The sequence below is a fragment of the Paenibacillus sp. p3-SID867 genome, from assembly GCF_025142895.1.
Lineage (GTDB): Bacteria > Bacillota > Bacilli > Paenibacillales > Paenibacillaceae > Paenibacillus_AQ.
On record NZ_JAMBDM010000010.1, the window covers coordinates 177,239 to 193,660 of the forward strand.

Sequence of the window (16,422 nt, forward strand, 5' to 3'; positions counted from 1 at the left end):
ACCTCTTTTCCATCATACCCGTTTTTTATGTTTTTTGCATGTCCCGCCATGCCTGCGCCATCCGGGCAACCCCTTCTTCGATGCTGGATATGCCGAGATGCGAGAAGCCGAAGCAGGCGGCAGGCGGTCCGGGCGTACGATGATAGGCCGCTGCATCCCGAAACATGACGCCGCGCTTGCGGGCAGCTTCCTGGAACAGGGCATAATCTTCCGCGGAGCGCAGCCAATTCGCGTAAACATGCAGGCCGGCATCGCCGGGATGAAGACGAAACAGTTCGGAGGCATGGGTATCCATCGCCTGGCGAAGCGCCCCATATCGTGCGCCGTACAGCCGGGTCATTCTTCTAAGATGCCGACCGTATCCTCCCCGTACAATAAAGCGCGCCAGCGCGCGCTGCTCCAATACGGATGGTGAGATCGGCTCATACAGAGCCTTGGCCTGCACGACCGCCTCAACCAGGCTTGGGGGCAGCACGGCATACCCGATGCGGAGCCCGGTGAACATCGTTTTGGAGAACGAACCGACGAAGATGACACGTCCCTCGTTATCCAGCATCCGCAGGGGCTCAATCGGCTTGCCGCCCCACCGGAACTCGCTGTCGTAATCATCCTCGATAATAAAGGCCTGTCGGCTTCGTGCCCAATTCAGCAGCGCCCTTCTTCGCTCCAGCGGCAGGACCGCGCCCGTCGGGTATTGACGGCTGGGGCTTACGACAAGCAGGCCGGCGTCCCAGTCACGCGGTATCAATCCCGCATCGTCGACGGGGGACGGCAGCGGAATCCCGCCGCTCAGGCTTATGCCCCGGTGGATTCCCTGATACCCCGGATCCTCCATCACCACGTGATCGCCGGGATCAACCAGCAGCTGAAACATCAGGACAAGCCCCTGCATGGAACCGCTGAAGATCACGATATGCTCGGGATCGGCCTGTATGCCCCGCGTAAAGCGCAGGTGTCCGGCTATCGCCTGACGCAGTTCGGGATCCCCTTCCGGCGGCGCGCCGTTCTGCAGTTCGGTTCCCCCGCTTCCGCCTGCGTAGGATAACGCGCTCCGCCACTCCGAATAGGGGAAATCCTCCATGGGCATCCTCGCATTCGCGAAAGAGATCGTACCCGGGGGAGGCTCCTCAAGCAGCTGCTGTGCCGAGATATATTCCCCGCTCTGGTTCATCAGGCGTTGTCCCCAAGCGGAGAGCACTGGCGCCCGCTCGGCCGATGGCGGCTGGTCTGCCATCGCAGCAATCCCTTCGGCAACATAAGTTCCGCTGCCCTGCCGGGATACGACGTAACCCTCGGCCATCAGCATGTCATAACACTGCGCGGCCGATCCCCTGGACACGCCATACAGCTTTGCAAGCTCCCGTGTCGCGGGAAGTCGGGTTCCTTCCGGCAGCTTGCCGCTATGAATGGCCGCGCGAATTGCGTGGTACAAAGCCAAATATTTATATCGATATTGTTCCACATAGGTCTCAAATGGCAATCCCAGCTCCATAATGACGACTCCTCTATTGTTATTTCAATAAAATTGGACTATATAAATTACTCTAAATTGGCGCTTTTTCCTTGTCAATGTTCATCGTATGCTGTTAATCAAAATGATAGGGGGAGCGTTTAACCATGAGAAGAGACGAATTTACGATGGAGGATCAACAAGAAATCGAGGACTTCCTTAGCGGCATGAGCTTTGGTTTCCTTGGAACAGCCGATGAAGAGGGAATTCCGCGTGTAACGCCATTGAACTACGCCTATGTTAACGGCGCGTTCTATTTTCATGGCAGCCGGATGGGGGAAAAAATGGACCATTTGCGCCGGACGCCCGCCGTGTGCTTTACCATCGCCGATGAGTATGCCCTAATCCCTTCTTATTTCTCCGATCCGGAGATGGCCTGCCCGGCCACGGCCTACTTTAAAAGCGTAACGGCTGTCGGCGAAGTGGTAATCGTGGATGATCTGGAGGAAAAAGCCCTTGCGATGGAGGCCCTAATGACTAAACTGCAGCCTGAAGGCGGATACCGCGCCATCGACGCGAATGACCGGGCTTATATCCCCAGACTGAAAGGGGTAGCCGTCATCAAGCTCGCTCCGCAGCGAATGAGCGCTAAATTCAAGTTCGGCCAGAACCTGAAGGCGGATCGGCTCCAGACCGTAGTCGAAGGGCTTGAATGCCGCGGCAAGGAGCGGGATGAAGAAACCGCCGGACTGATCTGCAAGTATCACCCTGGACCGCGTTAAAGCATTACAATTATCCGTGACGGTTCCTGGGGTAGGTGGTATAATGTTAGGCAATGAAAACGTAAAGGCAACTTGTCACCTGCACTTACCTTAACCAAAAGTATTCGGAAGGAAGGAATCAGTTCATGAACCCATTGGTTGGTCAATTGAATGGAAAAATGCAAGCCGGCAATCCGCATGTGTACGACATGCTCTCCACACTCGGCAAAGAAATCTACTTCCCGAAAGAAGGCATACTGAGCCAATCTGCGGAAGCGACGAGCCATGCGAAAAAATATAACGCTACGATCGGTATTGCAACCGAAGGCGGAGTCCCGATGCATCTGGGCGTCATCCAGGACAAACTTTCGGCTTACCAGCCGAAGGATCTGTACCCGTATGCCCCTCCGGCAGGCAAGCCGGAGCTGCGCTCCGTATGGCGAAACAAGATGATTCAGGAGAACCCTTCGCTTGAAGGCAAGAGCTTCAGCAATCCGATCGTCACGAATGCGCTGACGCATGGTCTTAGCATCGTAGCCGATTTGTTCGTGGATGAAGGGGACGCCGTTATTTATCCCGATAAGAATTGGGAGAATTACGAGCTGACATTCGGCATTCGCCGCCATGGCATTCATGTAACCTATCCTCTCTTCACAGACGATATGAAATTTAACGCCGAAGGACTTCGTCAGGCTCTGCTGAGCCAGAAGGATAAAGGCAAAGCGGTCGTTCTGCTGAACTTCCCGAACAACCCGACGGGTTATACGCCTGGCGCTCAGGAAGGGGCCGCCATCGTGTCCGCAATCCAGGAAGCGGCCGAAGCCGGCATGAATATTGTGGTTGTTACGGATGATGCGTATTTCGGATTGTTCTTTGAAGATTCGCTGAAGGAATCACTCTTCGGACGTCTGGCAGGCCTTCACCCTCGCGTGCTTCCTGTGAAGGTTGACGGAGCGACCAAGGAAGAATTCGTATGGGGATTCCGTGTTGGCTTTATCACGTATGCGGCAGAAGATAAAGGCGTGCTGGACGCATTGGAGCAGAAGACGCTCGGCATTATTCGCGCTACGATATCCAGCGCCTCCCACCCTTCGCAAACCTTTGTGCTGGAGGCGCTGAAGGCGCCGGAATTCCATGAACAGAAGGAAGAGAAGTTTGCCATCATGAAAGGCCGCGCCAACAAAGTGAAGTCCATTCTCGACAGCGGCAAATACGGCGATGTATGGGAATACTATCCGTTCAACTCCGGCTACTTCATGTGCCTGAAGCTGAACACGGTAAATGCCGAGGAGCTCCGTTCCCATCTCATCCATGAGTATGGCGTGGGAACCATCGCCCTTGGCGAGCATGATCTCCGGATCGCCTTCTCTTGTATTGACGAGGAGTATTTGGAGGATCTGTTCGACCTGGTCTTTAAAGGGATTCAAGACCTGCAGAAGGTTTAATGATCCGCTGCATCCAACAACATAACCGTTCAAACATAACAAAGACCGGGGAGAGTCATCCCCGGTCTTCATTTTTTCTTCTGCCACAAATAAACGCTCGCCCATACACATAGACCATTAGCTACATACAATACCGTGTACTACAAATCAACGAACTGAAAGGGGAATGAACATGGGTGCAGTTGAAGAAGTAAGATACGGCGGCGGATACGGCGGTGGATACGGAGTTGGAGCAATCCTGGTTCTCTTTATCCTGCTCGTTATCATCACTCGTTCTTTCTGGGTGTAATGACAACTAGATAACAGCCTAACAGAAATCGCAGGTCGCCACACCACGCACTGCGATTTCTGCAACCGGAATAACCCATACTATAATTACAATAGAAGGCCGGGACGTTAACGTCCCGGCCTCTTCCCGTTTATTCGTCGTCATCATCTTCACGTCGGCTCTTCCGGGCAGCAGCGCTTCGGAACAGAAATACAAGCACGATCCCTGCAGCCAGCGTACCCAATATACGTCTGGGGGCACTCAGGATGTCCGGAATGAGTGGGAGCCACAGGAGGACAGCCCAGAACAGCTGCACCTGGAAGATCAGTTTCCCTTCATTGTCGCGGCGCGTACCTTCCGGAAGCGGGTAGACATGCAGCCAGAACGATTCCGGGTGAAGCTTTCGCAGTGCAGACAGTTGGAGTCCGATAATCATCAGGCTGACCAGATACACAAACGCCGATACCAGACTCTCCCGGGTTGCCCACACCAGAAAGGCTCCCAACAGTCCGACCCGAATCAGTATGCCCAGAATATCACTGCGCGTCAGGCTCTTAATCAGAAGAAAGCGATAGGCGCTTTCCTTCTTCCACGCCAAGCCCTTGCCCCATCCGGACAGCCATTTCCGCGCATGGACACGCTGCCCGCGCTGAGGCACATTCACGAACCAGCTCAACACCATCATCACCCGGCTCGCCTGTCGCTCCTCAACGGCGATGAATCGTTCCCAAGCGACCAGGTGCTTGCCGGGTACCGACAAGGCGGCAATATACGTGAGGCCGAGCAGCGCCATGAACAAGAGGGCGCGGCCCGTTGGATGCCATAACCAGGCGGCTAAGCTCAGCGCCGGAATGATCCAGCGGAGTGCCCGGTAGGCTGCTGCCGCGTTCCTTGACACCATAAGCTGCTCCTTCCAGCTGCCGAAGCTGGAGAGCAGTTTAAACAGCGTCAAAACAACAAACGTAGCCAGCAGCGGTTTTGGTGAAACATCGCTGCGTATGTATAGAGGCCATAGGATTAACATCACCAGTCCCAAACCGATGATTTTATAAATGACGCCGCTGAACCATGCTGTACTGAAGTATTTCTTCATCCGGGATTCCTGCGGAATGAGAAACACCGTATCCGCCGGACGCAGATAGGTACGGATGCTGCTGTTGATCATAAGGGGCACAAGGAAAATCATCATGATCCAGCGAATCGGCAGATCTGGCGGAATCTGCTGCAGTAGTGCAGTATACCAGGCAGCGAATGCAATCAGCAGAAACAGAAATACGACGGCTACCCCGCTCTGTATGACATAACCCAGATAGGGGAGAACTTCACCCCAAAACTGCCCGCGTCGTTTGACATACAGCTCACGCAGGCTCATTCGCCTTTACCGTCCTGAATCAACACATTAAACAGCTCCTCCAGCGACATCCCCGGCCTTCCGGCTTGGTCCTGAATTTCCTTCAGCGTTCCCTGAGCAATGATGCTGCCGCGGTGCAGCACGATGAACCGGTCGCAATAATTCTCAATCGTGGAGAGAATATGGGAGCTGAGCAATACCGAAGCGCCGGACGCCTTCAGCTCCAGCATGAAGTCAAGCAGTGAACGTATCCCGAGCGGATCAAGCCCAAGGAAGGGCTCGTCAATAATGTACAGCGACGGTCTGGCGACAAACGCGCACATGATCATCACTTTTTGGCGCATACCCTTGGATAAATGCGTGGACAGGCTGTCCATCTTCTCTTCCATGCGGAACATCTTGGACAGCTGCTCCGAACGCGACTCATAATCTTCACGGGATACGCCATAGGAGCGCGCCGTAAATTCCAGATGCTCGCGTACCGTCATCTCCTCATACAGCAGCGGGGATTCGGGAACAAACGCCAAAGCGCCGTGATAAGCTTCGGAATGCTCTGCCCGGCTCTTCCCTTGCACCTGAATGCTCCCTTTTTGCGGGTTCATCAGTCCGAGAATATGCTTCATCGTGGTGCTCTTGCCCGCCCCGTTCAGGCCGATCAAACCTACCATCTCACCCGGTTCAACCTGAAAGGTTACATCATGCAGAACCGGTCGATTCATGCTATATCCGCCGCTTAATCCTTGAACAGACAATACCGGCTGTTCACTCATTATCGATCACCTCTTATTCTGAAAAGTCCGGTCCCTATGGATGTCGACCACATCCGTTGAATCGGACCCGAAAAACAACATACCGGTTGCAAGCTCCGCATGGATGGAGCCTGCAGCCATTAGCTCCGTGGAGGCTTATTCTTCAGCCATTTCGGAGCGCCCTTGTTCTTGCGGTCCCGCTCCCTTTCACTCTGACGCTCACCCGAAGCCTTACCGCTTCCCGCCTTACCATTGGCGCTGGTCGAAGCAGGCTTTCGGGCTGGTTTCTCTTTTCGGGCAGGACCTCCGGCTGACCCACGTGGACCATGCCCTCGATCGGCCGGTGTAGCACGAGGAGATCTAACCTTCCCGCCATACAGAGCGCGTTCTTCAATCGATATGCCCAGCTCGCGATTGAACTTGCGCATGATGAACGTCTGACGGTCCGTTACGAGCGTTATCGCCATGCCGCTCCGTCCCATGCGTCCAGTACGTCCTGCGCGGTGTGTATAATGCTCGGCGTCTATAGGCGGATCGTAATTGATGACCATGCCGAGTCCTTCGATATCAAGTCCGCGGGCAGCGACATCGCTAGCCACCAAGAGCTTGGTACGCCCTTCTCTAAACGCATTCAAAACCCGGCTTCTAGTCATCTTGTCGGCATCACCATAGATGGCAGCCGCATTTAAGCCGAGGTAGTTCAGCTTCGCTTCAACCTCTGCCAAATTCTCCGTGGCATTGACGAAGACAATCGCACGGTCGGGATTGTAATGCCGGACTATGCGGCGCAGCATGTCCAACTTGTCACGCTCTTCGGTCACAAAATAATAATGCTCCAGCGCGGACGGTGTCCGCTGCTCGGGATCAATCCCGATTTCGACCGGCTGATCCATCTCCTTCTTAACGAGCTCTGCCGTCTCCGGACTCACCGTGGCGGATAAGAATACCAATTGACGATCGCGTAATGCACTGCGCAGAATGCGATCCACATCGCCGGCGCCGCCCAGATTAAATACCTGATCCACCTCGTCCACTACGATCGTGCTTACTTGGTGCATCTTCAATTTCCGGATTTCGATCAACTCCCGCACGCGTCCCGGCGTCCCTACGATCAGCTGCGGATGCAGCTTCAGCTTCTCAATCTGACGCTTGGCCGCGGCGCCCCCGATGAGACCGAGCACACCGATTCCGCGGGCTTCCCCGTAACGCTCGCTCTCTCTCACAATCTGTACGGCAAGCTCTTGTGTCGGAGCAAGAATCAATTTCTGTGTTCCCTTGATCTCCGGATCGATGCCCTGAAGAACAGGCAGCAAATAGGCAAGCGTCTTGCCTGTGCCTGTCTGGGAAGTCGCAAGCACGTCCTTGCCTTCGAGTATGGGTGGTATAGCCTCAGCCTGAACGGGAGAAGGCGTGACAATGCCAAACTCCGTTAATCTGGAGGACAAATCCTCGGCTATTCCTAATGTATGAAATGTAGTTGCAGTCATATGTTAGTCCATCCTTTTTTTTAGATATCAGAAGTCTATAATTCCAAAGCGCGTCTGCCTGATATCGCTAGAAAAAATCTTCCGATACATGTGGTTTGTTTACTTCATACGGTGGTAGCAGGCGTGTTTCCTACCAAGTTTTGATCACTCTTTTTCATTATATGCCAAAACAGGAGTCCTCACCAAATCAAACATCCTAAACGGCAGTGAACAGCACTTTCAAATATAGCATTCGAATGGCTCGATTACCGACCTGGCTAAGGCAAAAGAGAAAGAAATGACTTGGCGGCAGCAGATAACGGAATACCTCGAAGCGTTGCAATTCCTATGCTGCGCTCGGGAATCGGAGGATGGAGCGGCACCTCGATCAGCTGTCCTCCTTGCAGTTCCTCGTTAGCATAGTCGCGAATGACAAAAGCCAGTCCAAAGCCGCTCCGGGCAAACTGAACCAGCAGCTCAATGCTGCCAAGCTCGAACTCGGGTTTCAGCGTCACTCCCTGCCGCTCGGCATATTGATCGACGTAGTTTCTTGTGCTCCCGCCCCTCTCCAGCATAAGCAGCGGGTAGTTCCCGATATCGCGAAGGGACAAGGGGTGCTGTAACTGTGCCCGCTCCACAAATGACTTGCCGGCAACTAAACAATCATGGATCGGCGAACTCGCGCGAAAATCGATTTGTTTATCGGTGGCCGGTAAATGAACGATGCCAAAATCAATCTTCCCTTCCTTGAGAAGGGACAGCGTTTCCGGGGTTGTGCGGTTGGAGATGCGGATGCGTATATCCGGATAAGTGGCGTGGAAATACTCCAAATGCGGCAGCAAATAATACTTGCACAGCGTATCGCTTGCTCCAATATTGATTTCGCCGCTATGCAAGTTATGCATGTCCGCAATCGCCTTTTCGCCGATCTCGATAAAGCTGAAGGCCTGCTCGATATAGCGAAACAGCACATCACCCTCCGACGTGAGTTTAACCCCCTTGGTTGTCCGAAAGAACAGCGGTCCTCCGATCGTTCCCTCCAAATGCTTAATGGTATGGCTGACGGCCGGCTGGGTGATATGGAGATGCTCCGCTGCCCGCGATAAACTGCCAAGCCGGGCGGTCCAATAAAAGACACGATACCATTCCATATTGATTTCCATTATGATTACCTCGATTTTATCCTATGATAAACGGGTACCCTTATCGAAAGATCAGCTTAGAATTCACCCGTTATCCGTATTCTTCTCTACAGAATCGTATAACATAAATGAAACTAATGTCTACTATTACTAATATCAATTTTATTTATGATAATTCAGCTCATATAATGAGCCCTGTAAAGAAAAAGACCGTAGGAGGCGAATATGCTTTGACAGTTACAGCCATAGTAGGAGCCAATTGGGGAGATGAAGGCAAAGGAAAAATGACGGATGTTCTTGCGGCGCAATCGTCGTATGTCGTCCGATTTCAGGGAGGGAGCAATGCAGGACATACCATTATTAACGATTATGGGAAGTTTTCGCTGCACATGCTGCCGTCAGGTGTATTCTATCCAAACGTAACAAATATCATCGGTCCGGGAACGGCTTTGGATATGGAGGTATTGATCAAGGAGCTGCAGGAGCTGGAAGCAAGGAACGTCCCCGCCCCCAAACTGTTTATATCGGAGCGGGCCCAAGTCGTGCTTCCTATTCATCGGCTGCTGGATGAACTGGAAGAAGAACGGCTCGGTGCCCGGGGATTCGGTTCTACGAAACGCGGGATCGCGCCATTCTATGCTGATAAATATGCAAAGCTGGGCATTCAGGTAGCTGATCTGTTCCATCCCCAGCGGCTTCGTGAACGGCTCGAGCAGATGCTTGCCATCAAGAACGTGCAGCTGCAGCATCTGTACGGGAGAGATCCGCTAAGCGTTGAGGAGATGACCAAGCAACTGCTGGAGTCCTTCCAGTTCCTGTCTTCATATATCAAGGATACCACCACGATGCTGCAGCAAGCCTATATGAAAGGCGACCCTATCCTCGTGGAAGGCCAATTAGGGGCACTGCGGGACCCGGATCACGGGATTTACCCGTTCTCCACCTCCTCCTCCACGCTGGCAGGCTATGCACCGGTCGGAGCTGGACTGCCGCCGTACGCCATCAGCCAAGTCATTGCTGTGGTTAAGGCTTATTCAAGCTGTGTCGGCGCCGGCCCGTTCGTGACCGAACTGCATGGGGATGAAGCGGATGAGCTCCGCCGCCGTGGCGGCGATGCAGGCGAATACGGGGCAACGACTGGTCGGCCAAGACGAATGGGATGGTTTGATACGGTAGCCACCCGTTACGGCTGCATGGTGCAGGGAGCTACCGAAGCCGTTCTCACTAACCTTGACGTCCTGGGGTACCTGGATGACCTCCCCGTATGCGTTGGCTACGAATTAGAGGACGGAAGCATCATTGACCATTTTCCGGTAACGGCCGATCTCCAGTCTGCAAAGCCTGTTCTGAGAACACTGAAGGGCTGGAAATGCGACCTGTCGCATATCCGATCCTTTGACGAGCTCCCGGAAGCCGCACAGCAATACGTGCAGTTCATTGAATCGTCCATTGGCGTTCCTATCAAGACGATATCCGTTGGCCCGAGACGGGATCAGATTATGATAAGATGACAGGGTGACGGCCTTCGTTCACTTGATTTGCGAAGCCATCCAGTATCCGCTGGACTCCACGGGGATCGCTCAGCATTGGCAAATGGCCGGTGCTGAGGCTTTCCACCCTATCTGCAGACAGATTTGCTATCATGCTTTCCTGGATGGATAATCCGAACTCTTTGTCTTGGGTAAGCTTCACATAAAGCTTTGGCACATCGGGAATAGACGCTTGAACGCGATCCGTATAGACTCTGCGGGATTCTGGAACAAACTCCGATACGATTCGGGAGGCCAGCTCCTCCGGCAGATCACTGCACAGACCATTACGGATTGCGAATTCAGGCGGCTTCGTGCCAGCCGCTTTCAGGATGATCGGCATGATGGCCCTCTGAGGAAACGGAAGCACCGAAACAAATGAACCTCTGCGCTTAGGAATCGCCGCACCGATGGCTACAAAACCGGCAACACGGCCTGTGAACCGGGAGGCCAGCTCCATAGCCAATACCCCGCCCAGGGAATGCGCCACAATGACAAACTTGTTCGTCTCCCACGTTCTCACCTGCTCCGCCATATGGTTTACGTAATCCTCCAGCCCCAAATGATGTCCCGAAACCACGTTCCGATCCCGCAATGGGTATTCCACTTTCAAACACGGATGACCCAGCCCTTCCACAACGTAATCCCATACTCCTCCGTTCAATCCTGCTCCGTGTATAAAAACAAATCCCAGCTCTTCTTTAGTCATGTCTTGTTTCATTCTATATTCTCCTCCCTTAATGGACCCTGCTCCAAGGATTCAGCGTGAACCCTTGCTTCTTGAGAACATCATATCTTTTAAATAAGACAAATATTGTCTTATTTAAAGAATAAGATAAAATAAATGATATGAGACGGAGGTATTCCTATGCAGAAATCCCAGCGCCTGATTCAATTAATGATGATGATCAATGCAAAAAAATCGTTTACGGTAAAAGAGCTGGCCGATGAATTCGGGCTCTCCGTCAGGACCCTCTCAAGAGATTTGGATGAGCTGAGCGGGCTCGGCGTTCCCATCTACTCCGTGCAAGGCCGAGGGGGCGGATACAGATTGCTGCAGGAGCGGATGCTGCCGCCGATCAGTTTCACGGAAAGCGAGGCGACCGCCATCTTTTTTGCGTGCCAATCCTTAAGCTATTTCAGCACGCTCCCGTTCGGTGACGGAGCCGCCACGGCCCTCCACAAGTTCTATCATTATTTGCCGGCAGATACCAAGGAGCAGATTGACCGTCTTAAGGATCGCGTTATGATTCACAGTCCATTCCGTGCGATGTCCAGCGAGATTTTACAAACGCTAATGGAAGCCATCATGGTTCGGCAAGCAGTCACCATCTCCTATCGTTCATCCGCAGGAAGCAGCCAGCGGCATATTCAGCCTATCGGCTTGTATGCAAGCTCGGGCTACTGGTATTGTCCGGCTTACTGTTTTACACAAGAGGATATGAGACAGTTCAGAGTCGACCGGATCATTGCTGCCAGCCCCAATGAGTCCATAACGATCCGTGAAGATATCGCCAGCCAAACGCTGCGTGACATACCGGAAACCGGGGATGGGGAAATGAAGCCGTTTGAGGTACAATTAACTTCCAAAGGGGTTTGGCTGCTCGAAACGGATACTCGCCTTGGCCCCCATATTCATAAGAACAAGGATGGCACCGGAATTATTCAGCTTGAATTACCAGCGGCCGACATCTTCTTCTATTCGGACTATGTGTGGCGTCTCGGAGAGGAAGCTACCATCATCTCCCCAGCTGAAGCCGTTCAATGGACCCGCGAGAAAATTGAATCCATGAGGCAAAGGTATACATAAGGGTAGATCAATTCCGTATATAACATTTAAGGAGGAGAACTGCATGAGTGCAGAAGTTGATTCTTTGATCCAGCGGATAACGGAAGAACTTCGGGAGGTGCCCGGCGTTATAGGGATCGTACTCGGGGGATCCAGAGCCAAAGGAACCGCCAAGCCGGATTCCGATATCGATATCGGCATTTATTACGATGAATCACAAGGATTCAAGGTAGAGAGCATCGCTAAGGTGGCGAAGAAATTAGATGACGAGCATCGGGAGGGGATTATTACTTCATTGGGTGAATGGGGTGCCTGGGTTAATGGGGGCGGATGGTTAATGATCGAGGGCTATCATGTGGATTTCTTATTCCGTGATGTACACCGTGTGTCCGGCATCATCGACGACTGTTCCGCAGGCTCAGTATCCGCGCATTACCAAACCGGGCATCCGCATGCTTATCTGAATGTGATGTATATGGGAGAAATCGCGATTTGCCGCATACTGTGGGATTCGGATAACCGAATACAGACGCTGAAAGCCAAAACGGCTCCTTATCCAAAAGCATTAAAGGATGCAATCGTTGGCTTCTTTACCTTCGAAGCATCCTTCTCCTTGATGTTTGCGGATAAAACAGCTGCCAGCGATGATATTAGCTATGTAACCGGCCACTGCTTCCGCTGCATTTCGAGCTTGAATCAAGTGCTGTTTGCCAAAAATGAGTTGTACTGCATCAATGAGAAGCGTGCGGTGGCCATGATCGAAACCTTTCCCATCAAGCCAGCCAATTATAAGCAGCGCGTGGACCGAGTAATCACATTGCTCTCATCAGATGCAGAAAAAACAAAACAAGCCACTGCGCTGCTTCAGGAGCTTGTTGCCGAAACGGAAGCGTTGTAGCGCCGCAGCCGTTATTTCTTATTCATCCATTTGTAAGACACGCGGTCTGCAAACCTCGGAAACAGTTGGTACAGCCTTATGCCCAGTGAGGCCAGCCTCGGAAGATTGAGTTCTTCCTTGCGCTTTCTCACCAGTTTCACGACCTGATCCGCAACATATTCGGCCTTCATCATAAACCAGCTCACATTTTGGACATAACCGCCTGTCGGATCGGCCAAGGAAAAAAAGGGGGTATCGATGGGGCCGGGGTTTACAGTAGACACGGTTATGCCCGTGTTCCTCAGCTCCTGCCGGAGTGAATTACTGAACCCGAGCACGGCATGCTTCGTGGCCGAATAGGCGGTGGATTTGGCTGTTCCGATTTTTCCGGCCATGGATGCAATGTTTACGATATGGCCGTCACCCCGCTCCAGCATCCCCGGCAGCACCGCTTGCGTACAGCGCACGATGCCCATATAATTGACGTCCATCATGTCCTGAAACTCTTCTTGGCGCATGTCCATAACAGCTTCGAACTTGCCGTAGCCGGCATTGTTAATCAGCACGTCGATTCTGCCATGGCGACGAAGAAGGCCCTCCATGACAGATTGCACCTGCTCGGGGCTCTGAACATCCATGGTTGCAAGCTCATGGGGGCCCGGCATTCGCGCACCCACCTCCTGCAGACGTGCTACCGAACGGGCGCACAGCACCACATATGCTCCTTCCGCAGAAAGCTTCTCCGCAATCAAAGCGCCGATTCCGCTGGATGCTCCCGTTACGACGACAACTTTATTTTTTAACATGATTTCATTATCCCTTTCTTCGCCGGCACAGCTCTTGATTCCTCATTATTGACAGAGACTTGCATGCACGGCTATTGGGTTCATTACTCCTATTTTATGAAATCATGACTTGAATATCCAGCTCCCCGATTCCTTCCATTCTCAGCGGAATACAAAGGGCTTTCTTCTGAATAAGACTTGACGTGCTATCCGATTTCATTACCTTGGGAGGCGTAATATCCACGCTGACGCCCTGGTTCGATAAAATGGTGCTGGCATTGCCGCTAATCATGTTTCCGAGCTCTGAAATCGCGCTTTGCCCCATCTCATCCATCTCGGTAATTACATAACCGCCCATCATCACCGATACCATCTGCAGAGCTACTTGCTCCTGAATTCCAAATACAATGTCACCGTTCATTTGGCCTGTCATGCCAATTTGGATCCAGATATGATTCTCCAAATATCCGATCTCTTTGACCCCAAGATTCCCCGTGGAAGGTGAAACCTGTATGACTTGTTCGATCACGTGTCGTGCGGACTCTAAAAAAGGATTGATGACTTCCGCTTTCATTCCTCATTACGCCCCTTTCACTGGGTTGTTGGTCAGGGTCCCAAAGTCCCACCTATATATTTAAACATTATAATGGATACCTTGTAATAAATCATCACAAAATAGCGACAGCCCTCATTCCAACAACTGTACTGCAATGTAAGCTATCGCTTGAAACGCTTTAGTACGAAGATATTCCTTTCGCTTAAACGGGCCTTTGGTCTCACCTTTTTTCTATGTCTACTTTACTATTATCGGAAGGTTTCCCCATCTTTTAATAATAATTAAATGGAAATTAAAATGTTTTTCATTTTTTCGGCCGAAAACGACCAGGTTTGCTCCCTTCGTTGCTCCACCGGAAAGAATAACCTATAATTTAAATAATACAGATTGCACGCGATAGATGAGCGGAAGAATATATCAAGTAAGGAGGAAGGCTATGAACATCAGCCAATTGGAAACGCTTATTACCATCTCCAAAACGATGAGCTTTCGCAAAGCGGGAGAGCTTCTTAATCTGACACAACCGGCGGTATCCGCCCAGATCAAGAGCCTGGAAGAAGAATTTAAAACGGTGCTGGTGGACCGGAGCCAGCCCGTAACGTTAACCGACCGGGGACAGGTCTTCGTGGACCATGCCGAACAAATCCTCGGGATCGTCGATGAGCTGAAGCAGCGGCTATCCGACCTTGATCAAACTCCCCAGGGTCATATTCAGCTGGGTACAACCACTTCCATAGCGATTCAGATCCTGCCACGGGTACTTTCCTACTTTCAGGATCAATTCCCTCATATTAAAACAACCATTCAATCCATGGCCTCTTCGCAAATCTACCACAGCGTGGAGAACGGGCTCATCGACATCGGGATCGGTTATCTGATCGAGCGCAATCCCAACTTAAGCACATCCATTCTGTACTACGATACCTTTGAGCTTGTCGTATCCCCTCAGCATCCGCTAGCCAAACTCTCCACGGCAAGCATGGATGTGCTCGGCGGAACCCCCCTTATTCTGCTAACGCGCGATACCGTTGGCCGCCGCTTCGCAGACGACGTAATGAAGAAGCACGGCATTGAGCCGCAGGTTGTTATGGAACTGTCTAGCAGCGAAGAAATTAAACGGATGGTCGAGATCAATTTGGGCGCAGCGATTATATCGAAGCAGTCCGTCGCGACGGAGCTGCGCAACGGCACCCTGCAGATTGTTCCCCTGAGCGAGCTTGAAGTCAGCCACCCTGTCGGCGTAATCTATAAGAGCGGACGATACGTCAGCTCCGCTATGCGTCAATTCCTCAGTGACCTGAAAGGCATGCCCGAAACACAGTTCATCAGCAGCGAATAACGCCGCATCAAACCTAGATTGATAATCAATCAAGCGTTATAAAGGAGGTCAACATGAAATTTGATCTGCACACCCATCATTTCCGCTGCGGTCACGCAGACGGCAACATTCGAGATTATATCGAGGCTGCGATTGCGGCAGATTTACAGGTAATCGGAATCTCGGACCATACTCCATACTTCGGGAGCCCGGAAGAGCAGCCCTTTCCGGCCATCTCCATGGCAAAAGCGGACTTTGCGGGGTACGTACAAGAAGTTCTGGACTTAAAACGGGAATATGAAGGTAAAATCAAGGTCCTGCTGGGCATTGAATCCGATTATTTTCCTAATCATGCGCAGGTTTATCAGCAGGCATTAACGGCCTACCCTTTTGACTATATCATCGGCTCCATCCATCACGTCAGGGATGTCAGCATCTTTAATAAAAACCGCTGGAAGAAACTGACCCCGCAGCAGCAGGTTGCGGATAAAGAGGAATACTTTAATCTGATCCGCCAATCCGCGCGAAGCGGCATGTTCCAGATCATCGCCCATATGGATGCCATGAAGGGGAATTATCCGCTGTTCTCCGAAATCAAGGCCGACGAAGCAATCGAGGAAACGTTGAAAGTCATCGCGGAATCGGGCCTTGCCATCGAGATCAACACGTCCGGCAAAACCAAGCTGTGCGGCGGCTGGTATCCATCCAATGCCATCTTGGAGGTCGCGCACCATCACGGCGTTGACGTCACCTTCGGCTCCGACGCTCACAAGCCGTCAAGGGTCGGAGATGAATTTGACGAAGTCGCTAAAGTGCTCAAAGAAATCGGATACACGGAATGGGTATATTTCGAACAAAAGCAGAAGGTGACCGTACCTCTTTAATGGGGTACACCTCCTTCTGTTTTTTTGTATTTTTATAGGAAGCACAGTAAAA

Annotated in this window: 16 protein-coding genes; 8 read left to right on the plus strand and 8 right to left on the minus strand. The window is 52.0% G+C overall.

The features are described 5' to 3' along the window. Nucleotides 1–25: 25 nt before the first annotated feature. Complete coding sequence (gene pdxR, locus M4D81_RS21210) at nucleotides 26–1,492, minus strand: MocR-like pyridoxine biosynthesis transcription factor PdxR (protein ID WP_260067981.1); 1,467 nt, start codon at nucleotides 1,490–1,492, stop codon at nucleotides 26–28. 125 nt (nucleotides 1,493–1,617) lie between these two features. Between pdxR and M4D81_RS21215 the strand changes: the two genes are divergently transcribed. The 3 genes from M4D81_RS21215 to M4D81_RS21225 all read left to right on the plus strand — a co-directional run bounded on the left by M4D81_RS21215 (nucleotide 1,618) and on the right by M4D81_RS21225 (nucleotide 3,945). Further along, the gene (locus M4D81_RS21215) at nucleotides 1,618–2,232 is read left to right on the plus strand and encodes a pyridoxamine 5'-phosphate oxidase family protein (RefSeq protein ID WP_260067982.1); all 615 of its coding nucleotides are present in this window, start codon (nucleotides 1,618–1,620) and stop codon (nucleotides 2,230–2,232) included. Nucleotides 2,233–2,357: 125 nt separating this feature from the next. Next, on the plus strand, nucleotides 2,358–3,656 hold the full coding sequence (locus M4D81_RS21220; RefSeq protein ID WP_260067983.1) for an aminotransferase class I/II-fold pyridoxal phosphate-dependent enzyme: 1,299 nt from the start codon (nucleotides 2,358–2,360) through the stop codon (nucleotides 3,654–3,656). 172 nt (nucleotides 3,657–3,828) lie between these two features. Further along, a complete protein-coding gene (locus tag M4D81_RS21225) occupies nucleotides 3,829–3,945 on the plus strand; it encodes a sporulation protein YjcZ (RefSeq protein ID WP_083397722.1) in 117 nt (38 codons plus the stop codon). Nucleotides 3,946–4,075: 130 nt separating this feature from the next. On the opposite strand, the gene M4D81_RS21230 is transcribed toward M4D81_RS21225, so the two are convergent. The 4 genes from M4D81_RS21230 to M4D81_RS21245 all read right to left on the minus strand — a co-directional run bounded on the left by M4D81_RS21230 (nucleotide 4,076) and on the right by M4D81_RS21245 (nucleotide 8,653). Further along, nucleotides 4,076–5,296, minus strand: a complete 1,221-nt coding sequence (locus M4D81_RS21230; protein WP_260067984.1) for an ABC transporter permease — start codon at nucleotides 5,294–5,296, stop codon at nucleotides 4,076–4,078. Then, complete coding sequence (locus M4D81_RS21235) at nucleotides 5,293–6,045, minus strand: ABC transporter ATP-binding protein (protein WP_071222429.1); 753 nt, start codon at nucleotides 6,043–6,045, stop codon at nucleotides 5,293–5,295. The genes M4D81_RS21230 and M4D81_RS21235 overlap by 4 nt, the downstream gene beginning before the upstream one ends. Nucleotides 6,046–6,164: 119 nt before the next feature. After that, nucleotides 6,165–7,511, minus strand: a complete 1,347-nt coding sequence (locus M4D81_RS21240; protein WP_260067985.1) for a DEAD/DEAH box helicase — start codon at nucleotides 7,509–7,511, stop codon at nucleotides 6,165–6,167. Nucleotides 7,512–7,768: 257 nt separating this feature from the next. Then, on the minus strand, nucleotides 7,769–8,653 hold the full coding sequence (locus M4D81_RS21245; protein WP_260067986.1) for a LysR family transcriptional regulator: 885 nt from the start codon (nucleotides 8,651–8,653) through the stop codon (nucleotides 7,769–7,771). A gap of 209 nt (nucleotides 8,654–8,862) precedes the next feature. Between M4D81_RS21245 and M4D81_RS21250 the strand changes: the two genes are divergently transcribed. Then, on the plus strand, nucleotides 8,863–10,143 hold the full coding sequence (locus M4D81_RS21250) for an adenylosuccinate synthase (RefSeq protein ID WP_260067987.1): 1,281 nt from the start codon (nucleotides 8,863–8,865) through the stop codon (nucleotides 10,141–10,143). Here M4D81_RS21250 and M4D81_RS21255 read toward each other — a convergent pair. Beyond that, a complete protein-coding gene (locus M4D81_RS21255) occupies nucleotides 10,130–10,882 on the minus strand; it encodes an alpha/beta fold hydrolase (RefSeq protein ID WP_260067988.1) in 753 nt (250 codons plus the stop codon). The genes M4D81_RS21250 and M4D81_RS21255 overlap by 14 nt on opposite strands. Before the next feature lie 147 nt (nucleotides 10,883–11,029). On the opposite strand from M4D81_RS21255, the gene M4D81_RS21260 reads away from it, so the two are divergent. Beyond that, nucleotides 11,030–11,971, plus strand: coding sequence for a helix-turn-helix transcriptional regulator (locus M4D81_RS21260; RefSeq protein WP_260067989.1), 942 nt, complete (start codon nucleotides 11,030–11,032; stop codon nucleotides 11,969–11,971). A gap of 43 nt (nucleotides 11,972–12,014) precedes the next feature. Next, nucleotides 12,015–12,848 carry a nucleotidyltransferase domain-containing protein gene (locus M4D81_RS21265; RefSeq protein WP_260067990.1) on the plus strand — a complete coding sequence of 278 codons (834 nt, stop codon included), beginning with the start codon at nucleotides 12,015–12,017 and terminating at the stop codon, nucleotides 12,846–12,848. Nucleotides 12,849–12,859: 11 nt separating this feature from the next. Here the strand turns inward: M4D81_RS21265 and M4D81_RS21270 are convergent, their stop codons facing one another. Next, nucleotides 12,860–13,633, minus strand: a complete 774-nt coding sequence (locus M4D81_RS21270; protein ID WP_260067991.1) for an SDR family NAD(P)-dependent oxidoreductase — start codon at nucleotides 13,631–13,633, stop codon at nucleotides 12,860–12,862. 94 nt (nucleotides 13,634–13,727) lie between these two features. Then, on the minus strand, nucleotides 13,728–14,186 hold the full coding sequence (locus M4D81_RS21275; RefSeq protein WP_071222422.1) for a chemotaxis protein CheX: 459 nt from the start codon (nucleotides 14,184–14,186) through the stop codon (nucleotides 13,728–13,730). Between the two features lie 418 nt (nucleotides 14,187–14,604). On the opposite strand from M4D81_RS21275, the gene M4D81_RS21280 reads away from it, so the two are divergent. Together M4D81_RS21280 and M4D81_RS21285 are read left to right on the plus strand one after the other, a co-directional pair. Further along, nucleotides 14,605–15,507, plus strand: coding sequence for a LysR family transcriptional regulator (locus tag M4D81_RS21280; protein WP_071222421.1), 903 nt, complete (start codon nucleotides 14,605–14,607; stop codon nucleotides 15,505–15,507). Nucleotides 15,508–15,560: 53 nt separating this feature from the next. Continuing rightward, on the plus strand, nucleotides 15,561–16,370 hold the full coding sequence (locus tag M4D81_RS21285) for a histidinol-phosphatase (RefSeq protein WP_071222420.1): 810 nt from the start codon (nucleotides 15,561–15,563) through the stop codon (nucleotides 16,368–16,370). The last annotated feature ends 52 nt before the right edge of the window (nucleotides 16,371–16,422 follow it).